Source organism: Paenibacillus sp. SAF-068, assembly GCF_051967555.1.
GTDB lineage: Bacteria > Bacillota > Bacilli > Paenibacillales > Paenibacillaceae > Paenibacillus.
Genome location: NZ_JBQCJX010000002.1, coordinates 867,658 through 888,003, shown reverse-complemented (window position 1 = coordinate 888,003; position 20,346 = coordinate 867,658). Strand labels below are relative to the sequence as shown.

Annotated in this window: 21 protein-coding genes; 1 reads left to right on the top strand and 20 read right to left on the bottom strand. The window is 45.4% G+C overall.

Annotated elements, in window-relative coordinates; genetic code table 11:
* A partial coding sequence (locus ACTHPG_RS17830; protein ID WP_440390811.1) for an AMP-binding protein occupies nucleotides 1–629 on the bottom strand: 629 nt, incomplete at its 3' end.
* A gap of 122 nt (nucleotides 630–751) precedes the next feature.
* A complete protein-coding gene (gene panD, locus ACTHPG_RS17825) occupies nucleotides 752–1,132 on the bottom strand; it encodes an aspartate 1-decarboxylase (RefSeq protein ID WP_210110441.1) in 381 nt (126 codons plus the stop codon).
* Between the two features lie 542 nt (nucleotides 1,133–1,674).
* Here panD and ACTHPG_RS17820 point away from each other — a divergent pair.
* Nucleotides 1,675–2,487: a hypothetical protein gene (locus ACTHPG_RS17820; RefSeq protein WP_440390810.1), complete on the top strand. Its 813-nt coding sequence runs from the start codon at nucleotides 1,675–1,677 to the stop codon at nucleotides 2,485–2,487.
* Between the two features lie 294 nt (nucleotides 2,488–2,781).
* Here ACTHPG_RS17820 and ACTHPG_RS17815 read toward each other — a convergent pair whose 3' ends face one another.
* The 18 genes from ACTHPG_RS17815 to accB form a co-directional block, all read right to left on the bottom strand.
* Complete coding sequence (locus ACTHPG_RS17815; protein WP_440390809.1) at nucleotides 2,782–3,738, bottom strand: GGDEF domain-containing protein; 957 nt, start codon at nucleotides 3,736–3,738, stop codon at nucleotides 2,782–2,784.
* A gap of 344 nt (nucleotides 3,739–4,082) precedes the next feature.
* Nucleotides 4,083–4,889: a sporulation transcription factor Spo0A gene (gene spo0A / locus ACTHPG_RS17810; RefSeq protein ID WP_062835258.1), complete on the bottom strand. Its 807-nt coding sequence runs from the start codon at nucleotides 4,887–4,889 to the stop codon at nucleotides 4,083–4,085.
* Between the two features lie 195 nt (nucleotides 4,890–5,084).
* The gene (gene spoIVB, locus ACTHPG_RS17805; protein WP_440390808.1) at nucleotides 5,085–6,413 is read right to left on the bottom strand and encodes a SpoIVB peptidase; all 1,329 of its coding nucleotides are present in this window, start codon (nucleotides 6,411–6,413) and stop codon (nucleotides 5,085–5,087) included.
* A 120-nt stretch (nucleotides 6,414–6,533) separates the two neighbouring features.
* A complete protein-coding gene (gene recN, locus ACTHPG_RS17800) occupies nucleotides 6,534–8,252 on the bottom strand; it encodes a DNA repair protein RecN (RefSeq protein ID WP_440390807.1) in 1,719 nt (572 codons plus the stop codon).
* 236 nt (nucleotides 8,253–8,488) lie between these two features.
* On the bottom strand, nucleotides 8,489–8,938 hold the full coding sequence (ahrC, locus tag ACTHPG_RS17795; RefSeq protein ID WP_017687604.1) for a transcriptional regulator AhrC/ArgR: 450 nt from the start codon (nucleotides 8,936–8,938) through the stop codon (nucleotides 8,489–8,491).
* Between the two features lie 77 nt (nucleotides 8,939–9,015).
* Complete coding sequence (locus tag ACTHPG_RS17790) at nucleotides 9,016–9,501, bottom strand: hypothetical protein (protein ID WP_440390806.1); 486 nt, start codon at nucleotides 9,499–9,501, stop codon at nucleotides 9,016–9,018.
* An 84-nt stretch (nucleotides 9,502–9,585) separates the two neighbouring features.
* Nucleotides 9,586–10,431: a TlyA family RNA methyltransferase gene (locus tag ACTHPG_RS17785; protein WP_440390805.1), complete on the bottom strand. Its 846-nt coding sequence runs from the start codon at nucleotides 10,429–10,431 to the stop codon at nucleotides 9,586–9,588.
* Nucleotides 10,432–10,453: 22 nt separating this feature from the next.
* Nucleotides 10,454–12,361 carry a 1-deoxy-D-xylulose-5-phosphate synthase gene (gene dxs / locus ACTHPG_RS17780; RefSeq protein WP_440390804.1) on the bottom strand — a complete coding sequence of 636 codons (1,908 nt, stop codon included), beginning with the start codon at nucleotides 12,359–12,361 and terminating at the stop codon, nucleotides 10,454–10,456.
* 283 nt (nucleotides 12,362–12,644) lie between these two features.
* Nucleotides 12,645–13,550, bottom strand: coding sequence for a polyprenyl synthetase family protein (locus ACTHPG_RS17775; protein ID WP_440390803.1), 906 nt, complete (start codon nucleotides 13,548–13,550; stop codon nucleotides 12,645–12,647).
* Nucleotides 13,543–13,800, bottom strand: coding sequence for an exodeoxyribonuclease VII small subunit (gene xseB, locus ACTHPG_RS17770; RefSeq protein WP_017687599.1), 258 nt, complete (start codon nucleotides 13,798–13,800; stop codon nucleotides 13,543–13,545). Before xseB ends, ACTHPG_RS17775 begins: the two co-directional genes overlap by 8 nt.
* Entirely contained in the window at nucleotides 13,790–15,103 is a 1,314-nt protein-coding gene (xseA, locus tag ACTHPG_RS17765) for an exodeoxyribonuclease VII large subunit (protein WP_440390839.1), read from the bottom strand. The genes xseB and xseA overlap by 11 nt, the downstream gene beginning before the upstream one ends.
* 61 nt (nucleotides 15,104–15,164) lie before the next feature.
* On the bottom strand, nucleotides 15,165–16,022 hold the full coding sequence (folD, locus tag ACTHPG_RS17760; RefSeq protein WP_440390802.1) for a bifunctional methylenetetrahydrofolate dehydrogenase/methenyltetrahydrofolate cyclohydrolase FolD: 858 nt from the start codon (nucleotides 16,020–16,022) through the stop codon (nucleotides 15,165–15,167).
* Between the two features lie 115 nt (nucleotides 16,023–16,137).
* The gene (gene nusB, locus ACTHPG_RS17755) at nucleotides 16,138–16,590 is read right to left on the bottom strand and encodes a transcription antitermination factor NusB (protein WP_440390801.1); all 453 of its coding nucleotides are present in this window, start codon (nucleotides 16,588–16,590) and stop codon (nucleotides 16,138–16,140) included.
* Between the two features lie 220 nt (nucleotides 16,591–16,810).
* Nucleotides 16,811–17,044, bottom strand: coding sequence for a DUF2273 domain-containing protein (locus tag ACTHPG_RS17750; RefSeq protein WP_017687595.1), 234 nt, complete (start codon nucleotides 17,042–17,044; stop codon nucleotides 16,811–16,813).
* Nucleotides 17,045–17,058: 14 nt separating this feature from the next.
* Nucleotides 17,059–17,598 carry an alkaline shock response membrane anchor protein AmaP gene (gene amaP, locus ACTHPG_RS17745; RefSeq protein WP_017687594.1) on the bottom strand — a complete coding sequence of 180 codons (540 nt, stop codon included), beginning with the start codon at nucleotides 17,596–17,598 and terminating at the stop codon, nucleotides 17,059–17,061.
* Nucleotides 17,599–17,743: 145 nt separating this feature from the next.
* Nucleotides 17,744–18,154, bottom strand: coding sequence for an Asp23/Gls24 family envelope stress response protein (locus tag ACTHPG_RS17740; RefSeq protein ID WP_017687593.1), 411 nt, complete (start codon nucleotides 18,152–18,154; stop codon nucleotides 17,744–17,746).
* Between the two features lie 218 nt (nucleotides 18,155–18,372).
* Nucleotides 18,373–19,716, bottom strand: a complete 1,344-nt coding sequence (gene accC, locus ACTHPG_RS17735; RefSeq protein ID WP_440390800.1) for an acetyl-CoA carboxylase biotin carboxylase subunit — start codon at nucleotides 19,714–19,716, stop codon at nucleotides 18,373–18,375.
* Nucleotides 19,717–19,772: 56 nt separating this feature from the next.
* Nucleotides 19,773–20,237, bottom strand: coding sequence for an acetyl-CoA carboxylase biotin carboxyl carrier protein (gene accB, locus ACTHPG_RS17730; protein ID WP_440390799.1), 465 nt, complete (start codon nucleotides 20,235–20,237; stop codon nucleotides 19,773–19,775).
* Nucleotides 20,238–20,346: the final 109 nt, after the last annotated feature.

Sequence of the window (20,346 nt, the reverse complement as noted above, 5' to 3'; positions counted from 1 at the left end):
ATGATGTTCCCATGCGTCAGCTGTACTCCTTTCGGTTTTCCCGTGCTTCCCGACGTAAAGAGCATCAAAGCCAGGTCTTCTGGTTTACTGATATGCCAAACCTCTTCCCCAACCGTTTGTTTCATCTTTTCAATGGCCTGAATGTAATGGGAATTCACCCCGTAGTTTTGGCTAAACTCCATAAGCCCACGTTCCAGCGTTCCACTGGTCAATATGACGGGTTTGTCCAACATTTCCCACACACTATACAGCGCACTGGCCTCGTTACTTTTCTCACGATAGTCTTTGGACGTTGTCATCGGAACTGGAACAATCCCACCTATAATACAGCTCCAAAAAACCGTAACAAAGTCCTCTTGTCGATCGAATTGTAAAATCACCTTGTCTCCGGCTTTAAGCCCCAATCCCCTCAACCCGGATAACATCCTGCCTGCTTCGTCAACCAGTTCGTCATAACTGCGATAATGCTCCTGACCTTCCTCGTTTACATACAGGATTCCATGATTATCTGTCTGTTCCTTAACTCGCTGGAACACGTCCGTTAAGGTGTATACACCGTTCCGGGCCTGCTCCACTTCGCCTCCATGGCAAATCGCGGGAGGGAGTTTCTGGAGAATGCTTGAATCCATTGGTTTCAGTCCTTTCTTTCAAGCACAGATTTCTCAGTCATTAGCTACTAAATTCATTTTAGTAAAGATTCCTGCTAATAATAGGCAGGAATCGAGCATCTCAAAAGATCAACAATGCAAACCTACACCGTAGAATGAGCCTTTTCCAAGATCATTTGATCAATTTCGTTGTTGTCGTTCAATACGGCTACCACCGGATAATGGTTCTGCGCCTCAACTTCTGTCATTAATCCATACGATATAATAATGACTTTATCACCAGGCTGCACCAATCTCGCTGCTGCGCCATTGAGACAGATGTCACCATGTCCCCTTTCGCCTGATATCACGTAAGTTTCCAATCGATCCCCCGTGTTAATATTAACAACCTGTACTTTTTCGTTAGGTAATAGATTTGTCGCTTCCATTAATCCTTGATCGATAGTAATGCTACCAACATAATTTAAATTTGCTTCTGTAACAGTGGCCCGATGTAATTTAGATTTCATTAGACTTAATAACATAAATACTCACTCTCCATTATCTGATTAGTTATAAACTTTATTGAAGCAATGTGTAAAAGCGAATAGATACAAGAAATGCTATCATGTAGCTTGAAGGTTCCATCCCATTGATCTTTAAAGTAACCCATTAATTAATCCACCTTATCCCCCTCTAATTCCCCCTTAAAAAACAAAATTCCACAAAATTTGTAAACAGACAACTCAATAGAAATTTATCATACATAAATGGATAATTCAAGAATATAATTAAAGATATATACTTTTATTGATCTTAATTCATAATATACAAAATTATTTTATTTTTCTTCAATCATTCATTACAACAAATTATTTAGTATGAAAATTTGGTTTTTATTGCCCATTCATAATTAATGTGTTCTTAACAGGCCGAAGGAACATACACTGCTCATTGACAAAAAAATCGATATCATGGCGACCTTCAGAAAGTAACATATGAATGCTCCGAATAGCCTTCAATTCCTTCTCTTAACATCCGATATATGTAAATAGAACCATGATAAAGAGAGAAGGAGAACGAGGATATGAATTCAATCTCATCTGCAACTATAAGCAGTTTCACTCCAGGAAATCAAGTCTCGAGTCGGGATAAAGAAATTCAGGGACTTGTGCAGCAGAAGATTCGGCTCAATGAAGAAATGCAAGGTGTAAAAACCAATGACGAGTTGGATACCAAAACCAAAGCTCAGCGGATTAAATCCTTAACAAGCTCCATATCCCAGATCGATAGCCAAATTGCTCAGATTAAAGCAGAGGAATTGCAAGAGAAGAACAAATTAAGACAGCCCGAAAAGACTCAACAGCAACAACCCAAACCAACCGATGAAACACAAGCCCCTTCACTGGATCATCTAATCAAACATAGTCAGACTTATGATCAATTGGGTAAGCTGGTCGGTTTGCGTGATCGCATGCAGGGCTCCGTTCAGACTACTGAAGGAGAGACCCGATTCGACCGACTCGTTCTGGAGATTAATCCTCCAGCAAATGATTTTGATCTCGGCAAATCAATGATGTTGGAAAACTCAGAGCGCACCGTTTTCCAGGCAAAACGTGAGGTTGTTCAGGACATCGATTCTCAGCTCAGCAAGGTCAATCAAAAGATTGGGGATCTGGTGAAAGAGATCCAACAGCCCGCGCCTAAAGAGGCGGCACAACCACCTATCTCAGCAACATCTGGAGAAGAAGATCAGGAAGTACATGAAGAAAAGAAAACAGGAAGCAAAGAGCTCCGATCAGATGGAGGAACCACTAATCAGCAATCCGGAAATGGCCCGCGAAATCCGGCTTCTGCATCTCCTGCTGCTTCATACCCATCTGTAGATATTCGAATATGAGTACGCTCTGATCAAACGTAATCTTATATGCATACATATTGGGGTTGACGTGTTTTTTTCGCAACATAGTTCTCCACTCGCATCTAATAATAGAAAAACCGCTATTACAGGTGACTGAAGCCTGATGAATAGCGGTTTTTCTGCATTTTACTGTTATGTGTATTAGGTTGAAGCTTAAACTTCAGAAGAAGCATCCTGCAGCAAGCTTTTAGATCCACTTCTTCAGGTTCATTCTGTCCTCTACGTTCTCGTATAATTGGATATTTCAATCCACATCGTATGTGTATATTACTTCTAATATGGATGACTGATGGTATCATTTGCACAGATGATACTACCAGCAATCGCTTTACAACCTTTTTTGATGCGTGTGGCCTCATCAATAATCTGATCTATGTTTTCATATTTTTGCTTTCTATTGGTTACAACAGCGATAGATACAGACACGAGAGGAATGGGCCGAATCAGCACGGAACGGCCTTCCCCGAGAACATATTGATTATGCCAATCATGTTCGTTGTAGAACGTCTTTTTCATGTCCTCAAAACCAGAGATGACTTCCTCACTAATCTGCTGGTAATCATGGTGATTCAGGATTGTAATAAAATCATCACCACCGATATGTCCAAGAAAAGCTTCAGGAAAAACAAAAAGCTTGCGAAGCAAGTTAGCTGTCGCCTGAATAAGCTGATCTCCCATTTTGAAACCGTAGCTATCGTTGTAGGATTTGAATTGATCGAGATCAACGTATAGTACGCTAAAATGGTCCATCTGAAGCGCCTGATATAGCCGTTCGTCTATAATATGGTTTCCTGGAAGGCCCGTCAGCGGGTTCATAAAAATCGCCATCTCAGCCCGTACATCAGCAACAGCAAGCAGCAAACGGCGAATACTCACAGCTCCATAGAAACGTTCCCCTGATGTGACCAGTACAAGATCATATATTTCCCCTTCATCTCGATCCATGGCCAGAACACTGACATCGGTGATCTGTTCCGAATAATCCACGACCAATGCCTGGGTGTTCATCACCAGCTCTACAGGACGTCCCATATACAGGTTATATCCATACTGGGTGCCAATCTGCTGAAAGAATCGCGGGCGCATCATCAATGACACACCCTTCTCCCCCATAACAGCTATACCTTCCAGACTGGGATTGGACTTGAAAAGATGATAGACGACATCACATTTTGTATCAGATTGTACTACAGGAATTGGTTCAGCAATCTCGCCTATTTGCGTAAACATACTATTCTACTCCTCTGTTCGTAGCATCTAATCCTAACTTTCCAAATATATGTAGGCCTTTGTCAATGGTCACATCGTACCACTTTTCACTTAAAAAAGCGTTAACTGAAGGTAAAAATTTATGAAAGAACATATTTATACCTAATCATGTGTCTTTTCGTTACGCAAAAACACCGTCAGTTACTGGATATCTTAAATCCAATAATTGACGGTATTCGTTGGCATATATCACAGAAATGTATCGGCATGCAAAGAAGCAATTCAGATATTAGTGCCGGATTTCATTCGGCTGGTATCGACTCTGAATTTACAGTTTCCTTGCAGAATTACTACTCCTGGTCCTTTCAGCTTACCTTATGCTCAATTCTCAGCTTGTCTGCAACCATCGCGATGAACTCGGAGTTCGTCGGTTTCGACTTGCTGATGTTAATCGTATAACCAAACAAGTGGCTGATGCTGTCGATGTTACCGCGCGTCCACGCCACTTCAATAGCATGACGGATCGCACGTTCGACGCGTGAAGGTGTCGTTTTGAATTTTTCGGCAATTGCCGGATACAGTGTTTTGGTGATGGCTCCCAAAATTTCGATATTGTTATAAACCATCGTAATGGCTTCGCGCAAATATTGATATCCCTTAATATGCGCAGGTACACCGATTTCATGTATGATGGACGTAATGCTTGCATCCAGATTTTTGTGTTTACCCATTGGCACGACATTGGATTTCATGAACATGGATGATCCGCTGCTTGTGGACATCGCTGTCTGTGTTCCCACCAGTTGACGCACACGATTCGCAAGCACTTCCATGTCAAACGGCTTGAGAATGTAATAGGAAGCTCCGAGTTGCACGGCACGCTGTGTGATGTTCTCTTGTCCGAATGCCGTAAGCATAATGACCTTAGGCTGTGGAGAAAGGTTCAGGTTACGCAAGCGCTCAAGCACACCCAGACCGTCCAGATGAGGCATGATAATATCCAGAATCAATACATCCGGCACATCCCGAGTTTGCTCCAGCAATTGCAGTACTTCTTCTCCATTGTATGCAATACCGGTTACTTCCATATCTTCCTGCTCAGATATATATTCGGCAAGCAAATTCGTAAATTCACGATTATCATCGGCCAGCAATACCTCAATTTTTTGCAAAACGGTATCCTCCTTTAAATTAAACATCGTTTCGTACATTTCCTTACAGGTTAAATTTTCGACACAGCAGGTTAAATTCCTCCTGTCGAAAATTATTTTTCTTTATTTTTTTTTCTCGATCCTATATAATAAATAATTTATTTCATTATCTGATATATTATGTTTCCTTTCGACAAAAAAGAACCTCAGGGCTGTTTATCCAGCCTTGAGGTTCTTCGTGTTTTCTTTTTTCATCATCACACCAGCATCTTGTAACATCCATTCAATGAAGCAACCATAACCCGATTTCGGATCATTCACAAATACATGAGTGACTGCACCGATCAACTTACCATTTTGTACAATGGGGCTGCCACTCATACCTTGAACGATGCCTCCGGTCTTATCCAGCAGTTTCGGGTCGGTGATTCGAAGTACCAGACCTTTTGTTGCTGGCTCCGTTTGATCTGCCACGTGGACAATGTCAATGGAGAAGCGTTCAACTTGTTGACCGTCAACCACGGTAAGTATTTCGGCCGGTCCTTCTTTGACTTCATGAGAGAAAGCGACGGGAATACCTTTAGAATACAGACTGTGCTCAGGATTTCCGGACATTTTACCAAAGATACCAAAAGCCGTATTACGTTCAATATTGCCCAAAATCTTGCTTTCCTTGAGGAAATGAGCACGTTTTTCACCCGGATCACCGGTCTCACTTTTTGAAATGGACGTCACATTGGACTGAACGATCTGACCACTACCGACAACAATAGATGTTTGCGTGTTCATGTCCGTAATGACATGGCCGAGTGCGCCGTATACGCCCTGATCGGGAGCATAGAAGGTAAGTGTGCCAACACCGGCTGCGGAATCACGAATGTATAAACCAAGTCTCCACGCCTGATCCTCGGAGTCATACGCCGGAGTCAATCTTGTCTTGACCGTTTCCTTGCCACGTTTCAACACAACATCAATACCTTTTTTACTTTTGCCTGCAAGTTCAACGGCTTCAGAGACACCTGCCACACCATCAAGACGTTTACCATCCATATGCGTAATCAGATCTCCTAGCTTAATGCCTGCGTTTTCTCCTGGCGAAACACGCTCATCCTGCCCGGAATGGACCAGATGATGACCAACCACCAGAATGCCTGCCGACTTAACTTTGACGCCAATCGTTTGACCCCCGGGTACAACACGCAAATCCGGTATCACATTCACATGGACTGTTTTGACCGGAATTTTGCCCCACAACTTCAACGTTAATTTGGCATGTCCCGTCTGTTGTGGGTTAAGATGCAAAGGTTGTTGCCTGGTAACATGCATCGCTGCCTGATCATCCAAACCAACAATATCAGGACGATCTACAACGGCGCTTGAAGCAGCAGGTACAGCGAGCCGAACATCCGCTTGCCTGCCAGCAAACACCTGCAATTCATCCGGCAGTGAAGCATAACTTTGCACAGGCTGAATGGCCTGGCTAATCACACAAAGAAAGAAGGCAAATAAAAGACCTAGCAATTTCTTCCTGAGGGGGGAATTCAATGGCTGTCACACTCCCTTTGCTTCTTTCGCTTGACGAAAGGTGGTCGCCAATTGCGTACCTTTAAGATAACCTCGCCCCCAGGCTTTTATTACTGTCAATCATTACGCCAGCCGTCCGTTTCACCCTTTTTTGGCTTCCGCCAAATTCAGCATTTCCTGTGCGTGATGCAGCGTTTTTTCTGTAATTTCCACGCCGCCCAGCATACGTGCCAATTCCTTCACTCTGCCTTCGTCTGACAGCGATTCCACCTGCGTCATCGTCCGTCCATCATAGACATGTTTCTCAATGAGATACTGATGATCTGCCATACAAGCCACTTGTGGTAAGTGAGTTATTGAGAAAACCTGACAAGTCGAAGACAAGCGGAACAGTTTTTCCGCAATGGATTGAGCTGCTCTACCGCTAACGCCGGTATCAACTTCATCAAAAATCAACACAGGTATCCGGTCATGTCGCGCAAAGATACTCTTCATCGCCAACATCATTCTTGACAACTCGCCACCTGAAGCAATCTTGCCAAGTGGTCGTAATGGCTCGCCAGGATTGGGTGAGATCAGGAATTCTGCATTGTCCGCACCCTGACGATTCAGACGAATACGGCGTCCATTCCATTCAATGCCCTTCGGATCTTCAAAAGGAGTAATCTGAACACGCAGGGTGGTCCGCTCCATCTGCAGATCCTTGAGTTCGCTTTCCACCTGTGAAGCAAGTTCCTCGGCGCATTGTTTGCGTACCTTGCTGAGTTCTTCAGCAGACTCCATCACAAGGTTGAGCATCTTATCACGTTCAGCTCGCAATTTCTCCAGTCGTTCATCCTTGTTCTCCAATTGGTCGGTTTCATGGCTAATCTGATCATAATAACTCAGAATAAGTTCAACACTGTCCCCGTATTTCCGTCTGAGGCCAGAAATCAGATTCAGCCTTTGCTCCACTTCTTCCAATCTTGCCGGATTAAATTCAATCTTCTCCCGATAATCCCTTAATTGGAATGTCGCATCTTCCAATTGATAAAAGGCGGATTGCAACTGCTCTACGATAGGCTGCAGTCCTTTGCTGTCATACCCGGAAATATCTTCAATTCTTGAAAGAGCAATGCTCACCGCTTCGAGCCCTCTTTGACCACTGAGCAGTTCATATGCACCGGCAACACTGTCCATCATTTTCTCACTATGGGATAGTTTGACCCGTTCTTCCCCGAGTAATTCATCCTCGCCTCGTGTAAGGCTTGCCGCTGCAATCTCCTCGAGCTGAAAGCGATACATGTCCAAGAGTTGATATGCCCTCTGACTGGACTCCTGAAGCGCACGCAGTTCTTTTTCCGCCGTGATAAACTTGCTGTAGCGCTCTTGGTACTTCGCTTTGACGGGTCCGATCACTTCAGAGCCGTAGGTATCGAGAAGCCCCAGATGGCTCTCTGCACGTAGCAAACTCTGATGTTCATGCTGTCCATGAATATTGATCAGCTTCTCGCCTACCTCGCGCAGCATGGTCAGATTGACCAATTGCCCGTTAATACGGGACGTGCTTTTCCCCTGTGTGTTCAGCTCACGTCGAATGACCAAATGCTCTTCTGGTTCACAGTGGATACCCAGCTTCTCTAAAGTCTGCCATACCGGATGACTCTGCTCCATTTCAAACAGGGCTTCCATCTCTGCCTTCTCACACCCGTACCGGATCAGATCAGCTGAACTCCGTCCACCGGCAATTAAGCCTAGCGCATCTATAATAATCGACTTCCCTGCACCCGTTTCTCCTGAAAGTACATGGAATCCTGGATGGAATACTACGTCCACTTCTTCCACCACAGCCAGATTGCGAATCGATAACGTAACTAACATCTGCAAAAACACCTCCGGATGACTTACTCAGATATTATGTTTTTGAACCATTGATTCAAGAGTTGTTCAAAAAGTCCGCTTTTGATTACGAAGGATGCCTGGTGGCATCATCAGCATCGAATATGGCATTCAGCCGAAATGTCTGTTGCTCACGTAGTTTTCCTACGCTCCGCTACTCCATTTTAGCTTCATCCCATCTTCTCGGTACTGAAAACCAATCTTTTTGAACACGCACTTTAAGCAATGTAACCCATGATGCGTTCAATAACGGTCACGCTGTTACCTTCAGTCCGGCAGATAATCAAAATGGTATCATCTCCACAGATCGTCCCCATGACTTCATTCCACTCAATATTATCAAGCAAAGCTGCAATGGAGTTGGCTGTTCCCGGCAAACATTTCATCACAACCAGGTTGTTGGTGTGGTCAATGTGAAGGAAGTTGTCAACGAGAGCACGCTTCAACTTTTGAATCGGATTATATCGTTGATCTGTCGGTAAAGAGTACTTGTATCTGCCGTCATCCATCGGAATTTTGATTAACAGGAGTTCCTTGATATCTCGCGATACCGTCGCCTGAGTTACTTGAAAACCTGACTTGCGCAGTGCTTCAACCAGATCATCCTGGGTCTCAATTTCATTTTGACTAATGATTTCACGAATCTTGATGTGCCTTTGTCCTTTCATACATGCCTCCAGTTAAAATGTATTGCAATAAAGCAGCAATCGTAATTTGCCGCAGACCTTGCCTTCATTCTTTTATATTAATCCAGATCATCCCCATCATACACATCTTCCTGATAGTCCATGAGCCTGATTAACTTAATATCGGAATCCTCCAAGTCAACATACAGCAATCCTTCACAGCCTGGATATAACAACAGATAATTGAGGAAGCGATCCCTTAGCGCAGGGCCGGTCATTTCAATTGGCTGCCTGCGACGTGATGTTTTTACCAGGTATCTGAGATCCTCACGTTCTGCGACATAATCAATAAATAATCTGCTGTAATAAATGGATTCATTGGCTTCGAAAGCCAGAGGGACTTTCATCTTGCCACCGATAACTTCATAACCCTCTGCTTCAAGCAAGTCCAATGCCGGGGAATCCTGAATTTTTACGTTCAGTGGCATTCCAGACAAGCTTACCGGCATCGGTCGGTTCACCCAGCTACGCAATCCGAAGAACAGCCACAGGATCAAACAGACAGCAAGTACACCTATAAAAATTGTGTCATATTGACCATCCATTATCGCTCACCTCGAAGACATATTCGAGGTCAATCCACGATTTCCCTTTACGCCATTCACCTTTCAAGCGAAAAGAAACCCATCTTATGATGAGTTTCCCGTAAATGTATGAGCTGCTTCCTTTGCAACTTGTTCCGCAAGTGCATCAAGTGAAGCCGGATCGTTCTCTGGTTGTGTTGCCTCTGGTGCTTCCAGACGCCAATGTGCGAGAAATTCTATATTTCCTTCTCCACCTGTTATGGGGGAAAAAGTTAAACTCTGCAGATGCAAACCAAGTTGACTGGCAAAATGAAGCATCGTCTGCAATACATCCTTGTGCACCTTCGAATCACGTACCACACCGGACTTGCCTACTTTTTCACGCCCTGCCTCAAATTGAGGTTTAATCAATGCAACGATATCTGCAGGTTGCTTCAAAAGAGCCAGAAGTGGCGGTAAAATGATTCGCAGTGAAATGAATGACACATCAATACTCGCAAAGTTCGGCACTGGTCCTGTCAGATCTTCAGGAGTCACATAGCGAAAGTTGGTTCGTTCCATAACGGTAACCCGCTCATTATTGCGCAAAGACCAGTCGAGCTGATTATATCCCACATCAATAGCGTAGACGTGAGACGCGCCATGTTGTAGTGCACAATCCGTAAATCCACCGGTGGATGAACCAATGTCGAGCATAACAAGTCCCTTCATATCAAGACCGAAATGACGGATCGCTTTTTCTAGCTTCAATCCGCCTCTGCCGACATAGGGATGTACCGAGCCTTTAACTTTCAGCTCGGCTTCCCGTGGAATTTTCATGCCCGCTTTTTCAATCGGCTCATTGTTGGCATACACCAGTCCAGCCATGATTGCGGCTTTTGCCTTTTCACGACTTTCGTAATAGCCCTGCTCAACCAGCAGAACATCAATTCGTTCTTTCGGGAGTGACATGTCTTTCTCCTATCATGTAAATTTACGAAGGAAAACGTGTTTTGGGTATGCCGTAGGATGATTGAACAGCCATCTTGCGCAGCTCAGCACATACATTCTCAACGGTAAGACCCACTTCCTCACGTTGTTCCTTGATACTGCCATGCTCAATGAAGCGATCCGGAATCCCCATTAATTGTACATGAACATCATGCAATCCCTGCTCTGCATAAAATTCCAGTACAGCACTACCCATGCTACCTGCTTGGGATGCTTCTTCTAGTACAATCAATTTGGTGCCTCGAACAGCCAGATCACGCAGCATTTGCTCGTCAAGAGGTTTGAGGAATCGAGCGTTGATTACGCCTGCTGTAATGCCTTCCCGCTTCACCATCTCCGCAGCTTCTTCCGCAAGTTGTACCATCGATCCTGAAGCGATAACGGCATACCCTTCCGCTGGGCGCAGTTGTTCCCAAGATCCGATTGGAATCGGCACAAGTACTTCATCCAGAGGCACACCAACCACATTGTTTCGTGGATAACGGTATGCAATCGGGCCTTCATTATAATCAAGCGCCGTTTTCATCATATGACGCAATTCATTCTCGTCTTTAGGCATCATCAGCACGATATTTGGAATATGGCGCATGAATGCCACATCGTATACCCCTTGATGTGTTTCCCCATCCGGGCCAACAAACCCGGCACGGTCAATGGCAAACATCACATTGGCATTATGTCGGCATATATCATGTACAATCTGATCATATGCACGTTGCATAAACGTCGAATATACGGCAAAGACCGGCTTCAAGCCTTCCATGGCCAATGCAGCACACATCGTCGCCGCATGCTGTTCTGCGATACCTACATCAATCATGCGATCCGGGAATTCCTTACTAAATGGAATAAGACCCGATCCCGTAGGCATTGCTGGCGTTACAGCTACGATCCGCTTATCCTGCTTCGCCAGATCAATCAGCGTTTGACCGAACACTTCTGTGTACATCGGTTTTCCAACTGCTTTCAGCACTTGCCCGGATTCAATTTTGTACGGAGAAATCCCGTGCCACTTGTGCGAATCGGCTTCTGCCGGCTGATAGCCTTTACCTTTGGTTGTAAGCACATGTACAAGCACAGGACCGTCCACATTATCCGCCTGTTTGAAGGTTTCGATCAATTTGGGAATATCGTGCCCATCAATAGGTCCCAAATACGTGAAGCCCAGTTCTTCGAAAAGAACACCTGGAACCATCATATATTTGACACTGTCTTTGATCCAGCTTGCCGATTTAGCCAATCGATCTCCAATAGCAGGAATTTTTTTAAGCATTCCCTCGACATCATCTTTTGCTTTCAAATAATGACGATCCGAGCGAATTTTGCTCAAATATTTATGCATGGCCCCAACGTTTGGAGCAATGGACATTTCATTATCATTCAAAATAACCATCAGTTTTCTCTGCTCATGACCGATATGATTGAGGGCCTCAAAAGCCATACCACCTGTAAGAGCTCCATCACCAATCATTGCAATAACTTGGTTGTCCTCGCCCTTCAGATCACGAGCAAGGGCCATCCCCATCGCAGCGGACAATGAAGTACTGCTGTGTCCAGCTTCCCATACATCATGTTCACTTTCGTTGCGTTTGACAAACCCGCACAGGCCATTATGTTGACGCAAAGTATCAAAGCGATCCATACGCCCTGTCAGAACTTTATGCACATAAGCCTGATGCCCTACATCAAAAATCATTTTGTCTGCTGGACTGTTATAGCAGTAATGCAGGGCTACCGTGAGCTCAACCACGCCTAAGTTGGGTGCGAGATGCCCACCTGTAACGGACAGTTTCTCAATCAGAAACTGCCGGATCTCTGCCGACAAAAGGGCAAGATCATCCTGAGACATCGACTTTAGATCACTGGGTTGTTTAATTTGTGGAAGCAGCACGAGAATCTCCCCGCTTTCCTAGATTGTTTAGTTATTGTTGTAAATCGATATATACATTATGAATCAAATGACATTAAATCATTATAACATAAAAGAACAAGAATCATAATTTACTGCAGTATACTCCCGATAACGAGCATTCTCGCCAGCAAGTTATTTAGAATTCTTCTCCATATGTATTCCCGCATCCACTCGGGACAGACTTTTTCCATTCACTCGGAAAAAGGACATTACATTCATTACACGCTTATACAGCTTTTGAAACAGCGAGCTTCATCATAATCTAATGATCTCGACTCATCAAATAATCTGCAATCTCGACCAATCTGGATGCGTCCGGTAATTCGGCTCTTTCAAGTGCATCTTTTGCAGATTGGGTAAGGGATTTCACTTCTTCTAGAGAAGCCTGCATGCCAATAAAATAAGGGTATGTTACCTTCTGCTGATTCACATCACTTTGTGTTTTCTTGCCCATCTTTTGCTCGTCGCCCGTCAGGTCGAGAATATCATCCTGAATCTGAAACGCCAGTCCCAGATCACGCCCAAACACACGCAAGGATTCCAATTGTCCTTCCGTTGCTCCACCGATTCGTGCTCCTGCAATGAGGGAGAATACAATCAGATCACCCGTTTTGTGCAAATGAATATATTGAAGCTGTGCAAGATCAGTCATGCCTTGTTCGCCTTCCATATCCGCAACCTGGCCGCCGACCATACCTCTTGCTCCAGCAAGTTCGGACATGTCCTCTACGATAGACAACAATGCATCTGCCGCCACACCACTACGGCGTCCAGCTTGAACAATGCTATAAAAAGCATGGGTTAACAACGCATCGCCTGCCAATATGGCTGTTGCTTCACCATATACCTTATGATTCGTTAATTTTCCCCTGCGGTAATCATCATTATCCATAGCAGGCAGGTCGTCGTGGATCAGTGAATACGTATGAACCATCTCCACGGCGCAGGCTACCGGCATTGCAGCTGTACGCTGTGCACCGAAGGCTTCCGCCGCAGCAACGACCAGAAGAGGACGAAGGCGTTTGCCTCCAGCCATAAGCGAATACTGCATCGCATCTGTCAGCGATTGGGGTACATCCCAGTGAGCGGGAAGCGTATGTTTCAACGCTTCTGTCACCTCAGCTGTGACCTCTTCGAGGTATGCTTGAAACGAAGGACGATTACTCATGGACTTCACCGCTCTCATCGTCAGCAGTTCCGAAAGGCTTCTTGCGAAGCTCTCCATCTTCTTCTACGATCATCTCGATCTTACGTTCCACTTGTTCTAACTTCAAACCGCAAAGTTGCGAAAGTTTCATCCCGCGTTGAAACAGATCGATGGCCTGTTCCAACGGAACATCACCATGCTCAAGCTGGCCTACGATGTCTTCCAATGCCGCCATTGCCTCTTCAAAATTCAATTCCGGTTCATTCGCCATGGGTATTGTCGTCCTCCTTCATTCCCCAAACCTGACAGTCCAGCTGTCCGTCTGTTAATTTAATCTTAATTGAATCTCCAGGCTGTACATCCTTCGTTGACTTGATCAATTGCTGTTCCTGTTCGTCATAGACAAGGCTGTAGCCCCGAGACATGACTTTAAGAGGGCTAAGTGCATCCAGATGCCGCACAGTTGATTTCCATTGTTGCTGCTTCGATCTGGTTATGGTTCTGATCGCAAGTTCCAATTGTCTGCGTGCTGCAGCATTCTCACGCCGTGCTGTATTGACCTGATCACGAGGATTGAAACGTTGCAGTGCCGCCCGAAGACGCTCCTGCTTTTCTCCCGTCCATTTCATGCGCGTATCCACTGTTCTCAATAGCCGTTGATGTATCATATCCAGTCGTTCCGTGTGCTGCATTAAGGTACGTCTTGGATGTACAAGCACAGGCGAACGCTGTAATCTCGCGAGCCGTTCACGATTATGTACAGCACGCTGACGCAAGCTGTGTTGTAACTGACGCTGACGTTGTGCGATCTGATCGAGCAACTCAGCGCGATTAGGTACAGCGAGCTCCGCAGCAGCTGTAGGTGTCGCCGCACGTAAATCAGCCGCAAAATCGGCAATGGTAAAGTCCGTTTCATGTCCAACTGCAGAGATAACAGGTATATCTGAAGCGACGATCGCTCTTGCCACAATCTCCTCATTGAAGGCCCACAATTCCTCAAGCGAACCGCCTCCGCGTCCAACAATGAGTACATCGGCTTCTCCCATCCGATTCAAGTTGCCAATAGCCTTAACAATGGAAGGTGCGGCACCTTTTCCTTGGACCAGAACAGGATATAAAACAACTTTCGCAGAAGGATATCTGCGCTGGAGTGTAATCATGATGTCCCGTACCGCTGCACCCGTCGGTGAAGTTACAACACCGATCGTCTGTGGATAACGCGGGATGTCTCTTTTGCGGGAAGGTGAAAATAAACCTTCCTCCTCCAGCTTTTTCTTCAGCTGTTCGTAAGCCAGATACAGACTTCCGATCCCGTCCGGTTGCATATGAGTAGCGTAGAATTGATACTGCCCATCCCGTTCATACACCGAGACATTACCACGGGCAATAACCCTTGCACCCTCCTTCGGTACAAAGGGTAATCGCTGGTTATGGGATGCAAACATGATTGACTTAATCCGGCTATCCTTGTCCTTCAATGTAAAATACATATGACCGCTGGAGTGATGTGTGAAATTGGATATCTCCCCGCGTAGCCAAACGTCCGACAGGACCTGATCCGATTCCAGTTTCATCCGAATGTATCGATTCAGGTCTTTAATAGAGTAGATCTTTTGATCTGCCACAGACAGAACCCTAGGCCAATCCGTGAGCGCGTTTGGCGGCGATCAGTGTATTTTGCATCAACATTGTGATCGTCATTGGACCAACACCACCAGGAACCGGAGTAATTGGACCAGATACTGCCTTCACGCTCTCAAAGTCTACATCTCCTGCCAGTTTGCCGTTCTCCAAACGGTTCATGCCGACATCAATAACCACAGCACCCGGTTTGACAAAATCAGCATCCACAAAATTGGCACGACCAATGGCGACAACCAAAATATCCGCCTGACGCGTGATTTCTTTCATGTTGGCGGTACGGGAATGACACATGGTTACCGTCGCATTCTCACGTTGAAGCAACAGGGATACCGGTTTACCGACAATATTGCTTCTACCGATAACTACCGCATGTTTACCGGACATTTCCAGTCCAGTGCGCTTGATCAGTTCGATTACACCAGCCGGGGTACATGGAAGCAGACTATCGTCTCCAATAACGAGATTACCAACATTGACTGGATGGAATCCATCTACGTCTTTATCCACAGCAATCGCATCAATGACCGCTTTCTCTTCAATATGTTTCGGCAGTGGGAGTTGAACCAGAATTCCATTAATGGATGACTGATTGTTCAGCTTGTCCACCAGGGCAAGCAGGTCTTCTTGAGATGTATTTGCATCCAATCGATGTACTTCGGAGTAGAAGCCGAGGTCATGACATGCTTTTTCTTTATTACGCACATATACTTGGGATGCCGGATCTTCCCCGACGAGCACAACAGCAAGACCAGGTACTACCCCCTGTTCGCTAAGCTGTTTTACTTCTGCTGTCATGCTTGCGCGGATCTCTTGGGATACTTCTTTACCGTTAATAATAGATGCTGTCATTGTACTCTCTCTCCCTTATGTGAATATAAATTTAGAGGTTGTTCAAAAAAACGCTTTTGATTACGAATGGTACTGAAAACCGGTCCTTTGAACACGCACTATAGTTAATCATAACTTAAGACAATTTTGCTTTAATGGCGTCAACTTCCTGAATCATGCGTCCAAGTACGCCATTGACAAACTTGCCGGATTCTTCTGTACCGAAGTATTTGGACAGTTCAATCGCTTCATTGACGGATACCTTGGCTGGAATGTCATCACGGAACACCATTTCATACGTAGACAATCGTAGTATCTGGCGATCTACGCGCGACAGACGGCTGATCTGCCAACCTTTCAAATAATCCACCAGCAATCCGTCAATCGCTTCCTTATGGTTCCAAGCTCCCTGTACAATCTCAGTAACATAAGTACGCATTACATCTTCATCGCGGATAACCACTTCAGTTTCATTATCTTCAGCAGCTTCATTAATCAACATGTTTACAGCTTCTGCTGCACCCACTTCATTCATTTCCATCTGATACAGACTTTGTACTGCTATTTCCCTTGCCAAACGTCTTTTCATGTCCTGCCTCCTGCAACGCTCCGTCCGGAGCGTCATCATGCTTATTTTATAATCATGCAACCATCTCACCCAATCGTGCATGGATTGATCGATGGCTTACACGGTGTTGTTATTGTTATCCCTTTTCACAAAAAAACCTGCAATACATTTCCTCCAAAAAACGGGCAACCTAAACTACAGCTCTATTTTCGGAAGAAACATATTGCAGGGTTCAGATAGGTCATTTAAACGGACGCCAGCGATCGCCAAGCCATTGCCCCCACTCCCTCCAGGGAATGGACGAACCCAGCTTCGAATCGCTTCGTCTGCCTAACGTATAACCGATGAACACCAAGAGTGCAAAGAACAACATATCCCAAAAACCGATCCATACATAAAGAAATCCAAAGAAGATGCCGCCGATAATTCCGGTAATTCGGCCTCTATGACTATCCCAAATCTCTTTCCACAGCATCAGTGAAACTCACCTCATTCCACTCGACTCTTGTAGTTAGGCGACTGGGTTACATTCGCGATATACACCGTGACAAAAGAAACCGGGATGCCCGTAATCTCTTGTACATGATCATGTATCGCCTTTTGCAGATCAGAAGTCAGCGCAGGAATAGGTGTCTCGCCATCCACTACCGCACGGATCATAATCTCCAGTCCTGACTCAACCACGCGTATGCGTGCCTTGACATCACGTACTCCCCGGAAACGGGAAGTCGCCTTCAAACAGAGATTTTCAATCGTCTCCATCGAAATCTGTACATCACCAAACTCAGTACGTTGATCTACAGACGGCAACGATGCACGCTCACGCCGAACCGAAATGTAGAAAAACCGCAAACTCAGGATAAACAAAATCGCTGCTGCAATAACCGACGCAACAATAACGTTTTGTTCCTGCTGATAATTCAATTCGTAAGGCAGCACACCGCTGATCAGAAGAATGACGGCTGCCGATATTGCTCCAACGCTTATGCTGTATATAAACAACAGAAGCCGATCCAGTATTTTAGCCACGAACTGCACAGCCTCCCTTGCTCACTAACATGACTTAACCTGCTCACTAGCAAAATCAGATCGCCATTAAGCTTTCGCTATAAAGAAGACCTGTCCAAGACGGGGATAACCCCCGGCAGAAGATGCCGGGGGAATCTGTCTTCTTTTATTTTACGCGCTGACTGTTCAGGTCGATCTCTTCCACTTTTTCGGTGCTCTTGAACTGAACGTCATGAATGTGCACATTCACTTCATTCACATTCAATCCTGTCATGTTCTCAATGGAACGTTTCACGTTCTGTTGAATCTCCGTAGCCACTTGTGGCAAACGGTACCCGTACTCAATAATTACGGAAACATCAACTGCAGCTTCGCGTTGGCCCACTTCAACTTTAACACCTTTGGAAAGGTTTTTGCGACCAAGCAATTCAGCAAATCCGCCAGCGAATCCGCCACTCATGCCTGCAACGCCTTTCACTTCAAGGGTTGCCAATCCAGCAATCACTTCAATAACTTCAGGTGCGATCTGGATTTCACCGATATCCGTTCGTTCAAATTCAGTCGGTAGTGTACTCATAACTGTTCAACACACCTTTCGCGAGATAAGTTTGCGGCCATCCGTCAGGGCGCTGGTCTCAGGTTAGACAACCTTCAGAACCCTTCCGGTCCGGCTTTACCGGAACTCCTGCAAACATCCGCGAGGTGCGGGCTTATCCTTTGCAGGAGACATGCGCTCTTATTATTACATACTATATCATTTGGGCTACATTATGACAAACAAGCCCAATATACCTTTTAAATCTCGTTTTCCTCAAGAAATTTGATATCAAAGTCACCACGAAGGAACGTTGGGTGCTCCAGCAATTTCTGATGGAAAGGAATGGTTGTAGAGATGCCTTCAATCGCAAATTCCCCTAGCGCACGCTTCATCTTGGCAATCGCCTCTTCACGATTCGCTCCCCATACAATCAATTTCGCGATCATGGAGTCATAGAAAGGTGAGATCGTATAGCCAGGATAAGCAGCACTATCTACACGAACACCAGGACCTCCCGGTGCAAGGTAGAATCCGATTTTGCCTGGTGATGGCATAAAGTTACGGTCCGGATCTTCGGCATTGATACGACACTCAATGGCCCAGCCATTGATAACCACGTCTTCCTGACGGAATGAAAGTGGATTGCCTTCAGCTACAGAGATCATCTCACGGATCAGATCCACGCCAGTAACCATCTCAGTTACCGGGTGCTCTACCTGAATACGCGTATTCATCTCCATGAAATAGAACTCGCCATTCGGGCTGAGCAGGAATTCCAATGTACCTGCTCCCGAATAATTCACAGCAAGGGCAGCCCGTACCGCAGCTTCGCCCATCAGTGTGCGCACATCTTCGGAGAGAATCGGACACGGAGCTTCTTCTACCAGTTTCTGGCGGCGGCGCTGAACCGAGCAATCACGCTCTCCCAAATGTGCTGCATTTCCGTGTTTATCGGCAATGATCTGAATTTCCACGTGTTTCATACCGGTCAGGAATTTCTCCAAATACACACCTGCATTGCCAAATGCCTTTTGTGCTTCCTGCTGAGCAGCTGTGATCTGCTTAATCAGCGTTTCTTCATCTTCGGCAATACGAATTCCCTTACCTCCGCCACCAGCAGTAGCTTTGATAATGATAGGGTATCCGATATCTCTGGCAATCATGATGGCTTCGTCCATATTTTCAACGAGCCCGTCTGATCCAGGAATTACTGGTACTCCCGCATCTTTCATCGTCTGTTTGGCAACAGCCTTGTCCCCCATTTTGGTAATGGCATCGGGTGAAGGGCCGATGAATGTAATATTGCAGGAATCACAGATTTCTGCAAAGTCAGCATTCTCCGCCAAAAAACCGTAACCTGGGTGGATTGCATCACATTCGGTCAGCGTAGCTACACTCATCAGGTTAGTGAAGTTCAGATAACTGTCCTTGGACAGTGTTGGTCCGATACAGTAAGCCTCATCTGCAAGACGAACATGCAGAGAATCCTTGTCCGCTTCCGAATAGACGGCTACCGTTGAGATGCCGATTTCGCGACAGGCACGAATAATACGTACCGCAATCTCTCCACGGTTCGCAATCAGTATTTTTTGAAATTTCATTTTCGTTTTGTCCTCCTTCGAAGCTCATGCGGTTAGCTGTTAACCAGCTATAACGGTTATTCCGGTTTCACCAGGAAAAGGGGCTGCCCATATTCGACCAGCTGTCCGTTCTCAACCAGCACTTCAACGATTTCTCCCTTGATGTCAGCATCAAGCTCGTTCATCAGCTTCATGGCTTCGATGATGCATACCGTTGTTTTCTCAACAACTTTATCACCTGCGCTCACAAAAGGACCCGCTTCCGGCGAGGAAGCTCTGTAAAAAGTACCTACCATCGGAGATACAATTTTATGTAAATGACTTGTAGTATCGACCTGCGGTGCAGCTTCACTTACCGCTGCGGCCGGCTGTACTTGCGGAGCAGCAATCACTTGCGGTTGAACAGCAGCTGCTTGAACATACTCCGTTTTGCCCGGTTTGCGGATCGATAACCGTGATCCTTCATTTTCAATTTCCAACTCCTGAACGGAACTTTCATCTACCAGTTTGATCAGTTCTTTAATTTCACTCAATTTAAACATTTCCATTATTCACTCCTTCGGCATCATGCCAGTCTCACTAGGACGGTCATATGGCTTTATGTATTATATCATAATCATTAAAAATGGAAAGAGCCCGAGAGTGGAACCA